This is a genomic window from Leifsonia poae (assembly GCF_027921845.1).
GTDB classification, from domain to species: domain Bacteria; phylum Actinomycetota; class Actinomycetes; order Actinomycetales; family Microbacteriaceae; genus Leifsonia; species Leifsonia poae.
Genome location: NZ_BSEN01000015.1, coordinates 523,075 through 538,196, shown reverse-complemented (window position 1 = coordinate 538,196; position 15,122 = coordinate 523,075). Strand labels below are relative to the sequence as shown.

At 69.6% G+C, this 15,122-nt stretch carries 12 protein-coding genes; 4 read left to right on the top strand and 8 right to left on the bottom strand.

What is annotated here, in order from left to right:
- Positions 1-67: 67 nt before the first annotated feature.
- From PKE84_RS17300 to PKE84_RS17285, 4 genes are all read right to left on the bottom strand, one after another.
- Positions 68-2,605, bottom strand: a complete 2,538-nt coding sequence (locus tag PKE84_RS17300; RefSeq protein ID WP_271178492.1) for a GH25 family lysozyme — start codon at positions 2,603-2,605, stop codon at positions 68-70.
- Between the two features lie 99 nt (positions 2,606-2,704).
- Entirely contained in the window at positions 2,705-3,367 is a 663-nt protein-coding gene (locus tag PKE84_RS17295) for a response regulator transcription factor (protein WP_271178491.1), read from the bottom strand.
- A gap of 55 nt (positions 3,368-3,422) precedes the next feature.
- Positions 3,423-4,811, bottom strand: a complete 1,389-nt coding sequence (locus PKE84_RS17290) for a sensor histidine kinase (protein WP_271178490.1) — start codon at positions 4,809-4,811, stop codon at positions 3,423-3,425.
- A complete protein-coding gene (locus PKE84_RS17285; protein ID WP_271178489.1) occupies positions 4,801-6,378 on the bottom strand; it encodes a multicopper oxidase family protein in 1,578 nt (525 codons plus the stop codon). The genes PKE84_RS17290 and PKE84_RS17285 overlap by 11 nt, the downstream gene beginning before the upstream one ends.
- A gap of 156 nt (positions 6,379-6,534) precedes the next feature.
- Between PKE84_RS17285 and PKE84_RS17280 the strand changes: the two genes are divergently transcribed.
- Entirely contained in the window at positions 6,535-7,017 is a 483-nt protein-coding gene (locus tag PKE84_RS17280; RefSeq protein WP_271178488.1) for a Dps family protein, read from the top strand.
- A gap of 58 nt (positions 7,018-7,075) precedes the next feature.
- Here PKE84_RS17280 and PKE84_RS17275 read toward each other — a convergent pair whose 3' ends face one another.
- From PKE84_RS17275 to PKE84_RS17260, 4 genes are read right to left on the bottom strand one after another with little or no spacing between them, the layout of a single operon-like run.
- A complete protein-coding gene (locus tag PKE84_RS17275; protein ID WP_271178487.1) occupies positions 7,076-8,530 on the bottom strand; it encodes an amidohydrolase in 1,455 nt (484 codons plus the stop codon).
- Complete coding sequence (locus PKE84_RS17270) at positions 8,527-9,165, bottom strand: FMN-binding negative transcriptional regulator (RefSeq protein WP_271178486.1); 639 nt, start codon at positions 9,163-9,165, stop codon at positions 8,527-8,529. Before PKE84_RS17270 ends, PKE84_RS17275 begins: the two co-directional genes overlap by 4 nt.
- An 18-nt stretch (positions 9,166-9,183) precedes the next feature.
- Entirely contained in the window at positions 9,184-10,158 is a 975-nt protein-coding gene (locus PKE84_RS17265; RefSeq protein ID WP_271178485.1) for an Fpg/Nei family DNA glycosylase, read from the bottom strand.
- Complete coding sequence (locus PKE84_RS17260) at positions 10,158-10,646, bottom strand: ribose-5-phosphate isomerase (RefSeq protein WP_271178484.1); 489 nt, start codon at positions 10,644-10,646, stop codon at positions 10,158-10,160. Before PKE84_RS17260 ends, PKE84_RS17265 begins: the two co-directional genes overlap by 1 nt.
- A 72-nt stretch (positions 10,647-10,718) precedes the next feature.
- Here PKE84_RS17260 and pepN point away from each other — a divergent pair, with 72 nt between their 5' ends.
- From pepN to PKE84_RS17245, 3 genes are all read left to right on the top strand, one after another.
- A complete protein-coding gene (gene pepN, locus PKE84_RS17255; protein WP_271178483.1) occupies positions 10,719-13,262 on the top strand; it encodes an aminopeptidase N in 2,544 nt (847 codons plus the stop codon).
- A gap of 118 nt (positions 13,263-13,380) precedes the next feature.
- Positions 13,381-14,292 carry an ATP-binding cassette domain-containing protein gene (locus PKE84_RS17250; protein WP_271178482.1) on the top strand — a complete coding sequence of 304 codons (912 nt, stop codon included), beginning with the start codon at positions 13,381-13,383 and terminating at the stop codon, positions 14,290-14,292.
- On the top strand, positions 14,289-15,116 hold the full coding sequence (locus tag PKE84_RS17245; RefSeq protein ID WP_271178481.1) for an ABC transporter permease subunit: 828 nt from the start codon (positions 14,289-14,291) through the stop codon (positions 15,114-15,116). Before PKE84_RS17250 ends, PKE84_RS17245 begins: the two co-directional genes overlap by 4 nt.
- Positions 15,117-15,122 lie beyond the last annotated feature (6 nt).

Sequence of the window (15,122 nt, the reverse complement as noted above, 5' to 3'; positions counted from 1 at the left end):
GCACCTGCTTTCCGTCAGCGAGCGTGGTTTCCTCAGTCTGCCCGCGCACCCGCGCGAGTGGCAAGGGTCACTGGTACACGTTCCACGAGGCTCCGATGCGCACAGACGAGCCGTACCCGAACCGCGGAACGCCCGTGCCTCCCGTGCCCGCGTAGAACCAGACGGTGCCGTTGGAACGCACGCCGAGCAGGTCGGTGCGGCCGTCGCGGTTGGCGTCGTGGGCGCCGAGGATCGAGCGGTAGACGTTCCATCCGGTGCCGATCCGAACGGCGGCGGAGTATCCGCTGGACGAGCCCATCCTGCCGGTGCCGTGATAGAACCAGAGCGATCCGTCCGCCCGCCGCCCGACCAGATCCGGCTTGCCGTCCCTGTCGAGGTCGCCTGTGCTGACGAGCGTGTTGAACGCGGCCCATCCCGTCCCCACCTGCACGCCGGCCCGGAACACCGGGGCGGCCGACGCGGCCTGAGCGGTACCGGCGTGGAACCAGAGCGTGCCGTTCGACCTGACGCCGACCAGATCGGGTCGGCCGTCGCCGTTGAAGTCCCCGGCGACGATCCGGGTGTAGGCGTTCCAGCCCGGCCCCAGCTGCACGGCCGGACGGTATCCGGTCGCTCCCCCGCCGAACGACGCGGTTCCCGCGTAATACCAGAGCGTGCCCGATGAGCGCACTCCGAGCAGGTCGACCTTGCCGTCGTGGTTGAGGTCGCCCGGAGCGATGAGCGTGGAGTAGACGTTCCAGCCGGTGCCGATCCGGAGCGCGGTGCCGTAGCGCGCCGGCCCCGAGCCCGGATGCAGCACGAGGGACCCGTCTGTGCGCTTCGTCACGATATCGCTCCAGCCGTCGAGATTGAAGTCACCCGCGTCCAGTGCCACGCTGTCGGTCGTCCATCCCGTGCCGGCCGCGACCGCCGCCTGGTATCCGCTCGCGCCGACGGGGTATCCGGGGATGAGGCGCAGGGCCCCGTCGAATCCGCGGGCCAGCAGATCGGTGATCCCGTCGCCGTTGAAGTCGCCAGGCGCGCTGAGCGTGTCCGAACGGCTGAGTCCGGATACCGGCATCTTCTGGGCCGTCCCGTACCACGGGGTACCCGCGCCGCCGCGTCCCCCCGCGTACAGGTACAGCGAGCCGTCGCTGCGGAAGCCCGCAAGATCCGGCTTCCCGTCCCTGTTCTGGTCGCCGATGCCCAGCAGCTGGGAGTAGACCTGCCAGCCGGTGCCGATCTGCACCGGGGCGGCATGTCCGGAGTGGGAGGTGTCGGCGATCCCGGTACCGGCGAAGAACCACAGGGTGCCGTCGGACTTGCGGGCGAGCAGGTCGGCCCGTCCGTCGGCGTTGAAGTCGCCGGGTGCGGTGATCTGCGTGAACGCGCCCCAGCCCGCATCGATGCGCACGCCCGCCCCGTAGCCGGGGGAACCCGATCCGACTGTGCCCGTGCCCGGGTAGAACCAGAGCGAACCGTCCGGACGCCGGCCGAGCAGATCGGCCCGTCGGTCGCCGTTGTAGTCCCCGACACCGATGATGGCGTCGTAGACGTTCCATCCCGTGCCGATCTGGCGCCCGGGAGCGTAGCCGCCACTCGTCGACGTGACCGTGCCCGTCCCCGCGTAGAACCAGAGGCTCCCATCACCGCGGCGCGCGATGAGGTCGGGCTTGCGATCGCCGTTGAAGTCGCCGACGCCGACGATCGGGGAATCCAGGGCGATCGCGGTCGAACCGCTCCTGGTAAGGGCGAGCAGCTGCGCGACGGTCCCGTTGAAGACGTCCTGGTCTCCCGGGAAGACTCCGTGGTTGGCGTACTGCCACATGGTGTAGCGGCTCCAGCCGGCGGGCAGTGTGCCCGCACCGGATGCGATGTTGTTCGGATAGCGGGCGATGACGAGCGGGTTTCCGCCGAAGCCGCCGTTGTTGCCCGTGCATCGCGTCCACCAGTCGGTGGTCGAGTAGATCGCGGGGAGCCGGCCGGTGCGGGCTCGGACCGTGTTCGAGAAGTCCCGGATCCACGCGACCATCTGAGCGGCGGTCTTGCCGTAGCACGTCGCACCGTACGGGTTGTACTCGATGTCGAGCAGCGGCGGCAGCGTGCGGCCGTCGTTGACCCAGCCGCCGCCGTGGGCGACGAAGAAGTTCGCCTGCGCGGCGCCGGACGACGTGTTCGGCGTCGCGAAGTGGTACGCGCCCCGCACCAGGCCCGCGCGATACGAGTCGTTGTACTGCTCGGTGAACTGGCTGCTCGTGAAGTCCGTGCTCTCCGTGGCCTTCACGTACGCGAAGCGGCCGCCGTTGGCCCAGACCCGCGTCCAGTCGGCCATCGCGAGCTTCTGCCACCCGCTCACGTCGAGCCCCTGGACCCCGGGCGGCTGCGTGGCCGCGAGCGGCTGCACGGCCGCGCCGGAGAAGGCTCGCGGGGCGGTCGACGCCGGGTCGTCCCCCGGCACGGTCGAACCCATCGTGTGATCCCCAGCAGCGTTCATCTGCGCCAGAGTCGGTTGCGCGTCGGTGCCGGCGGGGACGGTCGGAGTATCGGCCGTCGCGGCCAGTGCGCCGGTCGCGACAAGCGCGGCAGTGACGGTCATCGTCGTGAGCGTGCGCAGCAGAACAGACATGGGCGCCCTTCGCGGGTCGGTGGTCGGTGGGCGGTGCCCGCAGCCTAACCCCGAACCGGCGAGATGTCTGCCCTTGCGCTCGCGTGCCCCGAACGAGGGTCAGCGCTGGAGGTAGGCCAGCACTGCGAGCACCCGGCGGTGGTCGTCGCCCGAATCCTCCAGCCCCAGCTTCTGGAAGATCGCCGTCACATTCTTCTCCACGGCCCCGACGCCGATCACGAGCCGTTGCGCGATCCCGGCGTTGGTGCGGCCCTCGGCCATCAGTTGCAGCACCTCGGATTCGCGCGGTGTGAGCGCATCGATCGGGTCGGTGCGGCGTACCAGGAGCTCGCGAACGACCTGCGGATCGAGCACCGTTCCCCCGTCGGCGACGCGCGTGATCGCATCCCGCAGCTCGTCGAGCGACGCGATCCGGTCTTTCAGCAGGTAGCCCGTTCCGCCTTCGCCCGCCGACAGCAGCTCTTGCGCGTAGGTGCCCTCGACGTACTGGCTCAGCAGGAGCACAGCGGTGGCCGGGTGCTCGGCCCGCAACCGGATGGCCGCCCGCACCCCCTCGTCGCGGAAGGTGGGCGGCATCCGCACGTCCAGCACCGCGACATCCGGATGCAGGGAGCCGACCTCGGCCAGCAGGCTGTCGCCGTCGCCGTACGCGCCGACGGTCTCGAAGCCGGCCTCGTCGAACAACCGGATGAGACCCTCGCGCAGGAGCACGGAGTCGTCGGCGACGACGATGCGGAGGCGGGAGGGATCACTCGGGGTCATCCCTCCAGCCTAGGGCGGCGCTCAGCCCCGGGGGGCGCCCAGCCTCGGGGCCGCGCTACTGCGGCGCAGCGACCGGGATGCGGGCGCCGATGCGGGTCGGACCGCCGACCGGGCTGTCGATCACCAGTTCGCCGCGCAGTCCGCGCACCCGCTCGTCCAGGCCCCGCAGTCCATGCCCGTCGACGAGGGACGCTCCCCCGTTGCCGTTGTCGGTGAGCCAGATGTCCAGCCACACTGCGCCGGTCTGGGCGTCGGTGCGCGTGTCGACGAAGAGCCGGCCCGCGGTCGCTCCGGAGTGCTTGGCGAGGTTCGCGGCGAGCTCGGCGGCGACGTAGTACGCGCTGCGCTCGACCTCTGGCGCGAACCGGGCGCCCGGGGCGATCTCCGTCTCGAGCTGGATCGGCACCGTGCTGCGCGCCGTGAGGCTCTCGAGCGCGGACACGAGTCCGCGGTCTTGCAGGATGGGCGGCGCGAACCCGCGCGACAGTGCGCGCAGCTCCTCCAGCGTGTCGCGCGCCTGCTGGCCGGCCTCGGCGAGAATCGCCCTGGCGCCCTCCGGGTCGGCATCGAGCTTGCGCTCGGCAGTGGCGATGTCCATCTGCAGCCGGATGAGCCGCTGCTGCGGCCCGTCGTGCAGGTCGCGCTCCAGCCGCCGCAGCGACTGGTCCTCCGCCACGACCGCCGCACCGCGCGATGCCGACAGATCGGCGACCTCGCGCTGCAGGGCCTCGGAGCGCCACGCCCCGAGCATCCCGAGCGCCACCCCGTTGTGCATCACCGTCAACCCCCGGGTGACGAACGGGAGCGTCACGGCGAACAGCGCGCCGAGGACGATGTAGAGGATCTGGTCGCCGACCACCGGGTCGAAGGTCGATCGCGTGCCGGTGGCCCAGTCGACGATCACCCTCGAGAGGAAGAACGTCTGACCGTCGTTCGGGAGGAAGCGGTCCCAGATCCAGCCGGTGAGCCCACCGAGCGCCGTGGCCGTCCACGCGATCGTGATCGACCACGACACGATGCTGACGATCGGGTTCACGACCATCGTGTGGAGCAGATACAGCCAGTAGTGCCCGTTGACGAACGGTCCGAACGCGGAGCGCAAGAACGTGCGCGGCTTGTCGGCCGGCTCCCACTGGGGTCGCGCGATCTCGTCCCGGCCGGCCCAGCGCAGCCGGACGAGTTCGAGCGTCCCGAAGCCGCGCGCCGTGTAGAACGCCCCGATGAGCACGAAGAGCCCGACGTAGATCACGATCGTCCCGACGCCGGTCCAGAACAGCGACTGCAGGACGGCGAGCCCGATGATCGCGATCGGCATCGTCAGCAGCAGGAAGCCGAGCTCTCGCGGCACACCGCGCCACAGGGAGCCGTAGCCGACGCCTCGGGTGCTCGATTGCTGGCGGATGCTCGTCACATCGTCCAGCGTGGCAGAGGTTTCAGTGGTCATGGGTCATCTCCTGTCGTGGACCGCTGCCGGACCCGGCTGCGGTGGTGTCTTCCGGCACGGTGCCGGCATGCTGACCGGGCTGGACGACCACGAACTGGCCCATCATCCCGTGGTCTTCGTGCGTCAGCAGGTGGCAGTGGTACATGTACGGCGCGTTCCGGTCGGCGTAGTCCGTGAACCGCATCAGCAGCCGGAACTCGGTCTGCGGCGGCAGGTAGATCGTGTCCTTCCACCCGGCGAGCTCCGGAGGGGGCGTCTTTCCCGCGATCGTCCCGATCTGGAACTGCACGTCGTGCACGTGGAAGCTGTGCGGAGCATCCATCGTGTTGGTGACGACCCACTGCTCCAGCGCGCCGAGCTCGACGGTCTCGTCGATGCGCCCTGATTCCATCTGGCGTCCGTTGATCTCGTGTCCGTCGAGCAGGAACTCGCGCGTCACATCCGCATCGGCCGCACGCCAGCGCGCGAGGGCCACGAGCTGGTCGGGGATCGGCGCGCTCGGCGTGAGCACGGCGGCGGCCCGCAGCTGCAGAACGTCGAGCGTGTCGTTGCCCGCGTTCATCCCGGCGTTGATGCGGTCCACCCCGAGGTCGGGAGGAACGGAACGCAATGTCGTGCGCTCGCCCGCCACGACGTGCACGAGAACCTCGGCGCGCTCGCCGGGCGAGAGCCGGATGTGCGTGAGCGGCACCGGCGCAGGCAGGAGTCCGCCATCGGTCGCGATGAGCGAGAAGGAACGGGCGTCGTCGAAGCCGAAGTCGTAGGTGCGGGCCGGGGAGGCGTTCAGGAGGCGCAGCCGCACCGTCTCCGACGTCACGTCCAGGTACGGGCCGATCGCGCCGTTCACCACCAGGGTGTCGCCGATGGAGCCGATGAATCCGCCCACCGCGTCGGTGAACTGGCCCTGCGCATCGAACCGCTTGTCTTGCACGATGACGGGGATGTCGTCGACGCCGTAGCTGCGCGGGAGGTTCAGCGCCTCCTCCGCACGATCCTTCAGGATGACCATCCCGGCCATGCCGAGCTGCACCTGCTTCTCGGTCTCGCCATGCAGGTGCGGGTGGTACCAGAGGGTGGCCGCCGGCTGGTCGATGCGCCAGTGCGGCTCCCAGACCTCCCCCGGCGAGACCAGCTGGTGCGGCCCTCCGTCCATGCGGGCGGGCAGGTGCATGCCGTGCCAATGCACCGTCGTCTCCTCGGTGAGCCGGTTGGTCACGCGCATCCGCACGTCGTCCCCGCGCTCGGCGACGATCGTCGGTCCGAGGTAGGCGTCGTCGAAGCCCCAGGTCGTGGTCTCGACCCCCGGCCGGAACGCGGTCGTGCCGGCACGCGCCTCGAGGTCGAACACCTTCGATCCCGTGGCATCGATCGTCGGCTTCGCCAGGGGTGGGATGGGGAGGGCCCTGTCGAACCGCACCTTCCCCGCCGTGTCGATCGTGCCGCCGCCGAGGGCCCCGCAGCCGGCGATCCCCAGCCCGATGGCCGACGCGATGCCGACGGCGAGAGCTGCGCTGATGACGGTGGCGCGAGGGCGCCGCAGCCGGGACGCGGGCGAGGAACGGGTCATGCCTCCAGCCTCGCCAGACCGCGGCACGCGCGGTATGCGGCGGGCAACCGGACCCGACCGGGGGTTACCCCCACCTTAGTTAGCGCAGCCTCAGCTTCGTTGCGGAATTCTGCGTACCGCGTAGCGTTGTCTCAGGCACAAGAAAGGACGCCCATTATGACGGACATCGCCGTAACGCAGAGTGTTTCCAACCCGGACGTCGCCGCCGGAGTCGCACAGTTCCTCAGCCCGGTCGTGATCGATCTCACCGCCCTCGTGGTCAACGGCAAGCAGGCCCACTGGCATGTGCGCGGAGCCAACTTCATCGGAGTGCACGAGCTCCTCGACACCATCGTGGACCACGCTCAGGAGTGGGCCGACCTCGCCGCTGAGCGCATCGTCGCTCTCGGTCTCCCGGTCGACGCCCGCCTCGGAACGGTCGCAGCGAAGACCGCGACCGCCGAGCTCACCGCCGGCTTCCGTCAGTCGAACGACACGATCGCCGAGGTCATCGGCCAAATCGATGCGGCGCTCGCCGCCGTGAACACTGCGGTCAAGGAGCTCGACGAGCTCGACCAGACCAGCCAGGACATCGCCATCGAGATCGCCCGCGGCCTCGACAAGGACCGCTGGTTCCTCTTCGCGCACATCAGCGAGTAGCGCTTCTTCTCCGTGAACGGGTCGCCTTCGGGCGGCCCGTTCTCGTCGTTCCGGCGCCTCAGCGCACCGCGTCGTGCGTGAAACGGCCGGCGAGCATCGTCGCTGCCACGGGCATCCGGCGCAGCTCGGCGAGACTGCAGCCGAACGGGTCGTCGTCGAGCACGATCAGGTCGGCAGGCTCTCCGACGGCGATCCGCGAGCGCACCGAGGCGTCGAAGGCCACGCGTCGCGAGATCGACTGCTCCGGATGCCACGGGGCCCGGCCGTCCCGCGCCCGCGCGACGGCCGCGGACATCGCGACCCACGGATCGAGTGGAGCGACCGGTGCGTCGGAGCCGAGGGCGAGTCGCACACCGGCCCGCTGCAGCGCCGCGAGCGGGAAGGCGCGGCCCGTGCGGCCTGCCCACAGCACGTCGGCCACGTCGCGGTCGTCCATCGCGTGCTCGGGCTGCACGCTCGCGACGACGCCGAGTTCGGCGAAGCGGGAGACATCGGCGGTGCTGAGCAGCTGTGCGTGCTCGATGCGGCCAGGGACGCCGACCGTGGCGAAGGCGTCGAGGGCGAGGCGGTTGGCGTGATCGCCGATCGCGTGCACGGCGGGCTCGAGTCCGTTGTCCGCTGCGAAGCGCATCGCCGCGACCAGTTCGTCGGGTGTCAGGTTCTGCACACCGTGGCCGCCATCCGGATACGCGTCGAAGCAGAAGGCCGTGCGGGTATTCAGCGAGCCGTCGGTGATGACCTTGAACGGTCCAACGGTCAGCAGGCCACCGGTCTCGGGGATCGCGTCGCCCGTACGCAGACCGAGGTCGGCCGCCCGAGCGAGGTGATCGCCGTAGATCCCGAACTCGACCCGCAGGGATCGGGCGCCGTCGCCCATCCGTCGCTGCCAGACATCCAGGTTCCAGCCGTACTCCAGGTCCACGATTCCGACCACACCACGGGCGGCAGCAGCCAGCGCGGCGTCGGACGCCCAGCGGTCGAGAGTCGCGTCGTCGGCTGTGCTGAGCCGCGAGGTGACGGCGAAGCTCGCATCCTCCCTGAGCACCGCCGCGTTGTCGTCGTCCGCGGTCTCCGGGGCGTAGAGCCGCGCGGCGGCGGTGTTGAGCCAGCAGCAGTGCAGGTCGCCTGCGATCAGCACGGCCGGCCGATCGCCGGCGGCGTCGTCCAGGAGAGCGCGCGTCGGCACGTCCGGCCAGAGCGCGTCGTGGAACCCGAAGCCGACGAGTGTCTCGGCGGTCGCAGCGGCGGCGGCGCGTTCCCGCACGAGCTCGGCTGCGGCAGCAGCCGAGCTCGCCTGCGACACGTCGAGCCGGCGGGCGGTTTGCGCCCACTGCGTGAAGTGCACATGGTTGTCCCAGAGCCCGGGCGCCACCCACCGCCCGTCCAGCGACACCAGGTCATCGCCGCGCAGTCGCCCGGCCGGCGCGAGCGCAGCGATGCGGCCGTCCGAGATCAGGATGTCGACCGTGCCGTCGACGGCCGCAACGCGCCCGCCGCGCAGCACCGTCGTCATCGGGCGGCGCGCATCCGGTCGTGCACGCGGCGCATCTCGGCCGCCAGGGCCGCGCTCGCGTAGGGGCCGTCGCCCTCCAGCTCGGAGACGATGCGATCGACGGTCTCCGCCGGGCGGTTCTGGCTCATCTTGCTCTTGGCGACCACGCGGGTCGGCGTCAGGCGCAGGCCGACCGTGCCCGACGAGATGCGCTTGGCGTACTCGGCGTTCTCGGGGGTGCCTTCCATGCGGCGCGGATTCGGCATGGGATCCTCGAAATGGTCGACCAGCTGGCCGAGCACGCGGAAGTTCTCTTCGTCGCTGAGGATCTCGGGGACGCCGCTGAGATGGACGGCGACGAAGTTCCAGGTGGGCACGGCCGGCGTCGCGTCGTACCAGCCCGGCGAGATGTAGCCGTGCGGGCCCTGGAAGATCACGATGATCTCGTGCGCGCCGAGCTCGTGCAGCTGCTCATCCGGCCGTCCTACGTGCGTGACGATCGACAGCTCCTCGCGCGACTCGTCGACCAGCACGGGGTAGTGCGACGCCACCAGACCCTCGGAGGTCTGGGTGACGATCGTCGCCCAGGGGTTCTGGCGGATGATCCGCTTGATCTCCGCGGGATCGGCGAGGGTGAAACTCGGATTCTGACGCATCGCGCCCACCTTCCCTTCTCAGGCCTGATCGACCGGGCACCAGTACAGTTTGCGGCCGGCCATCTCCTCGAGAAGGATATGGGTGCCGCAGATCCGGCACGGCAAGCCCTCGCGCTTGTAGACCCAGTGCCGGTCGTCGCGGGAGGCCATCGCCTTGCGGTACGACTCGTCGTCCAGGTCGTCCATCGTCATCATCTGACCGGTCTCGACCCCGATCCGCAACAGCCTCACCCAGTCGCGCCAGAGGGCCCTGGCCGTCTCCTCCGAGACCTGCTTGCCCGGAGTGTGCGGGTTCTGACGCGCACGGAACAGCAGTTCGGCACGGTAGACGTTGCCGATCCCGCTCACGACCGACTGGTCCATCAGCAGCAGACCGATCGGCGTCCCCTTCTTGCGCACGGCCGTCACGAACCGGTTCTCCGCCTCAGGGCCGTCGTCCACGATCGGGTCCGGTCCGAGCTTCGCGATGACGGCGTCGACCTGCGCCGGGTCCAGCACCTCGCACGCGGTCGGGCCCCTGAGGTCGGCGACCGCCGTGTCGGTGAGCAGGCGCACGCGCACCTGCCCGATGGGCTCCGGCGGGAACTCGGTGATCTCCGGCTCGAGCTTCTCCGACTCCGACATCCGGAGCCGGGTGCGCCGCGGAGCACCGATGCTGTGCAGCGAGTTCTCGCCGGCGCTGTCGAGCACGGTGCCGCGCTGGTTGGTCTGGCCCATCCGCCCGTTCGCTGCGGCGATGGTCGGGTCGACGCTGATGTCACCGGCGAAGTCCCACGCTCCGTAGAGGCCGAGGTGCACGCGCAGCCACAGGTCGTTGTCGAACTCGAGGAACATCTGCTTGCCGACGGCCCTGGCATCGATCATCCGGTGGCCGTCGATGCGGGTCGCCCCCTCCGCGAAGCGGCCCTGCGGCGACGACACGGCGACGGTGCTCCCGACGAAGTTCGCCGCGAACTGTCGCGCGATGCGGTGGACGGAGTGACCCTCGGGCATCAGCGGTCCACGTTCTTGCCCGCGATGTCGCCGGTGGCTTCGTACTCGGCGAGCTGGGCGATCCGGCGCACGTGCCGTTCCTCGAACGAGAACGGCTCGGCGATGAAGGCGTCGATGAAGGCGGTGGCCTCCTCGACGGTGTGCTGACGGGCGCCGATCGAGATGACGTTGGCGTCGTTGTGCTGACGGGCGAGCACCGCCGTGCTGTTGTTCCAGACCAGTGCCGCGCGCGCCCCGCGCACCTTGTTGGCGGCGATCGCCTCGCCGTTGCCAGAACCTCCGAAGACCACACCGAGCGCCTCGACGCCCGCCTGCTGGTCGACGACGACCGCCTTGGCCGCGTTGATGCAGAAGGCCGGATAGTCGTCGAGAGCGTCGAAGCTCGTCGGCCCGTGGTCCACGACCTCGTGGCCCGCGTCGGTGAGGTGCTTCTGGAGATAAGTGCTGAAATCGAGACCGGCGTGATCGGTGGCGATGTGGATGCGCATGGAGTCCAGTTTAGGGATGCGTCTAGGGTTGTCTGTTGGACACGATCCACCACGCATCCGAAGGAGCCAGCGTTGCCAGGAGAAAACCTCACCCGCGTCGAAGCACAGGAGCGCGCAGCGCTCATCCGCACCCACAGCTATGACGTGACCCTCGATCTGACCCGCGGGTCGGAGACCTTCCTCAGCACGACGACCGTGCGGTTCTCGGCCGAGGCGGGCGCGTCGACCTTCATCGACGCGATCACCCGCACCGTGCACTCGGTGACGCTGAACGGAGCGGAGCTCGACCCCGCCCAGGTCAGCGACGGCGTGCGCATCCAGCTCGACGGTCTCGCCGCTGAGAACGAGCTCACGGTCGTGGCCGACGCGATCTACACCAACACCGGTGAGGGACTGCACCGTTTCGTCGACCCTGTCGATGGCGAGGTCTACCTGTACAGCCAGTTCGAGGTCCCGGATTCGCGCCGGATGTTCGCCGTCTTCGAGCAGCCCGACCTCAAGGCCGAGTTCACCTTCACGGTTACCGCACCCGCGCACTGGGTGGTCGTCAGCAACTCCCCCACGCCGCAGCCCGTCGACGCCGGCGACGACGCGAAGACCTGGTCGTTCCCCGCGACCAGCCGCATCTCGTCGTACATCACCGCGCTCATCGCCGGACCGTACGACTCGGTGCACAGCGAGCTGACCAGCAGCGACGGCCGCACCATCCCGCTCGGGGTCTACACCCGCAAGAGCCTCTCCGAGTACCTCGACGCCGACTACATCTTCGACAAGACCCGCGAAGGATTCGCGTTCTACGAGGAGAAGTTCGACTACGCGTACCCGTTCGAGAAGTACGACCAGCTGTTCGTCCCCGAGTTCAACGCGGGCGCGATGGAGAACGCAGGAGCCGTCACTTTCACAGAGACCTACGTGTTCCGATCGAAGGTCACCGACGCCATCAAGGAGCGCCGGGTCGTCACGATCCTCCACGAGCTCGCCCACATGTGGTTCGGCGACCTGGTCACCATGAAGTGGTGGAACGACCTGTGGCTGAACGAGTCGTTCGCCGAGTACGCGTCGACGCTCGCCACCGCTGAGGCCACCGAGTGGACCGAGGCCTGGACCACGTTCGCGGCGATGGAGAAGAGCTGGGCGTACAAGCAGGACCAGCTGCCGTCGACGCACCCGATCGTCGCCACCATCAACGACCTCGAAGACGTTCAGGTGAACTTCGACGGGATCACGTACGCCAAGGGCGCCTCCGTGCTCAAGCAGCTCGTCGCGTGGGTGGGGCAGGACGACTTCCTCGCCGGCGTCGCGAAGTACTTCAAGAAGCACGAGCACTCCAACACCGAGCTGCGCGACCTCCTCGTCGAGCTCGAGGCCACCAGCGGCCGCGACCTCACCGACTGGGCGGCCAAGTGGCTCGAGACGGCCGGCGTGAACACGCTGCGCCCGGAGATCGCGGTGGATGCCGACGGCACCATCACCTCGTTCGCCGTGCTGCAGACCGCTGCTGCCGACTACCCGACCATCCGGCCGCACCGCCTCGCCATCGGCTTCTACAACCTGGTCGACGGCGCCCTGGTGCGCGAGCACCGCCTCGAACTGGATGTCGACGGTGAGCGCACCGAGGTGGCCGAACTGGTCGGGCAGAAGCGCCCGGCGCTCGTGCTGCTCAACGACGACGACCTCGCGTACGCGAAGATCCGTCTCGACGAGGACTCGCTCGCCGTCGCCATCGAGCACCTCGCGAAGATCGAGAGCCCGCTCGCCCGCTCGCTCGTCTGGGGTGCGGCCTGGGATGCGACCCGCGACGCCGAGACGCCGGCGAGCGACTACGTGCGCCTGGTGCTCGGCAACATCGCGACCGAGACCGAGTCGACCACGATCCGCACCACGCTGAGCCAGCTCGCGCTCGCCGCAGGCTCGTACGTCGCGCCGGAGCGTCAGCAGGCGACGGCCGAAGAGGCCGCCTCGGCTCTGTGGGCCCTCGCGCAGCAGGCGGAGGCCGGCAGCGACGCGCAGTTCCAGTTCGTCAAGTTCTTCGCCGCGCTGGCGTCGACCGACGAGCACCTCGCAGCAATCGCGGCCCTCCGCGACGGCTCGACGACCCTTCCCGGCCTCACGGTCGACACCGACCTCGCGTGGGAGCTGCTGATCGCGCTCGTCGCGGGCGGCGCGGCCGGCCAGGACGAGATCGCTGCGGCGCTCGCGGCGGACAACACCGCCAACGGCGCGCAGTTCGCCGCGCAGGCCTCGGCGTCCATCCCGACGCTCGAGGGGAAGCAGGCGGCGTGGGACTCGGTGTTCGCCACGGACTCCGCGCCGAACGCGATCGTGCGCTACACGGGCCTCGGCTTCCAGCGCGCGGCCGACAAGAGCGTGCTCGCGGCCTTCGTGGCCCCGTACTTCGAGGCGCTGCAGGGAGTGTGGGAGTCACGGAGCTACAAGATCGCCGAGTACCTCGTCGCCGGAATGTATCCGGCGCCGCTGGCGAACGCCGAGCTGCGCGACGCGACGCGCGCGTGGCTCGACGCCAACCAGGAGCCGGCGGCGCTGCGCCGTCTGGTCGTCGAGAACCTCGCCGGGGTCGAGCGGGCGATCGCCGCCCAGGAGCGCGACGCACAGTAGCCTCCACCTTGTTGCAGTGACCGACGGATGGCGTGGTACTTCGGTACCACGCCATCCGTTCGACACACTGCACTCCTGATCGATGACGGGAGCGGAGCGCATCAATAGAGTCGTATCCATGATCCAACTCGATCGTCTCACCAAGACCTACGGCTCGAAGACCGCGGTCAACGACATCACAGCGACCATCCAACCGGGCAAGGTCACCGGCTTCCTCGGCCCGAACGGCGCCGGCAAGTCCACGACCATGCGCATGATCATGGGACTCGACCGGCCGACGCACGGCACGGCGATCGTGAACGGCAAGCGCTACGTGGAACATCGCTCCCCGCTCACCGAGGTGGGCGCCCTGCTCGACGCGAAAGCCGTGCACACCGGCCGAACCGCCTACAACCACCTGCTGGCGATGGCGGCGACGCACGGGATCCCGAAGCGGCGCGTACACGAGGTCATCGGACTCACCGGACTCGACGCGGTCGCCGGCAAGCGCGTCGGCGGCTTCTCGCTCGGCATGGGCCAGCGGCTCGGCATCGCGGCCGCCATGCTCGGCGACCCCGCAACACTCATCCTCGACGAGCCGGTCAACGGGCTCGACCCCGAGGGCGTGCTCTGGGTGCGCCAGTTCGCCAGGCACCTGGCGAGCGAGGGCCGCACCGTCTTCCTGTCCTCGCACCTGATGAGCGAGATGGCCCAGACGGCCGACCACATCATCGTTCTCGGACGCGGCCGCATCCTCGCCGACGCCCCGGTCGGCGAGATCCTCGCCGGCGCCACCCGCGGCGCTGTGCGCGTCCGCACCCCGCAGGCCGAGGAGCTCTCCCGCGCCGTCAACGGCCCCGACGTCACCGTCACCGGCGTCGAGAGCCAGCTGCTGGAGGTCTCCGGCCTCTCCGCCGCGCAGATCGGCGAGGCGGCAGCGCAGTTCGGCATCGTGCTGCACGAGCTCACCCCCATCAACGCCTCGCTCGAAGAGGCTTACCTCGAACTGACGCAGGACGAGGTCGAATACCGCACGGAGGTCTCCCGATGAGCACCGCAGTAGCACCCACCACCCGGCACAGCTCGCTCGGGCACCTCACCTTCCCGCGCGTCGTCCGCTCGGAGTGGATCAAGTTCCGCACCCTGCGCTCCACGTTCTGGTCGTACGCGATCGTGCTGGTGCTCGGTCTCGGGATCACCTCGCTTGTCGCCTTCAGCTTCCCGGAGAGCGCTGTCTCGCAGATGCCCGCCGCGGCAAAGGCGACCTTCGTCACCAGCACCGCGTCGTTCGGCGTGTACTTCGGTCAGCTGATCGTCGCCGTGCTCGGTGTGCTCGCGATCTCCGGCGAGTACTCGACCGGCATGATCCGTTCGTCGTTCGCCGCCGTGCCGCGTCGCACGCCCGTGTTCGTCGCCAAGGCGATCGTGCTCTTCATCAGCTCGTTCGTCGTCGGCATCGTCACCACGCTCGCCGGCTACGCCATCGCGGCACCGGTGCTGTCGTCCAAGGGCTTCCCCGTGGACCTCACCGAGGCTGGCACCGTCTGGGCGATCCTCGGCGCCGGCGCCTACCTGGGCCTGGTCTCGGTGTTCGCGCTCGGGCTCGGCACCCTGCTCCGTTCGGCCGCGGGCGGCATCGCCGCGGCGCTCGGCGTGGTGTTCCTCCTGCCGATCATCGTCAGCATCGTGGGCGGCCTGCTCGCCACCACGGAGTGGATCGCCGAGCTGCCCAAGTACCTCATCAGCAACGCCGGACAGGCGATGGCCGGGGCGGGCACCGAGCTCGACCCGTGGCAGAACGTGCTGATCGTGCTCGTCTGGACCGCCGTCTCGTTCATCGCGGGCGCTGTCGTCATGAAGCGCCGCGACGCGTAGCGTTCC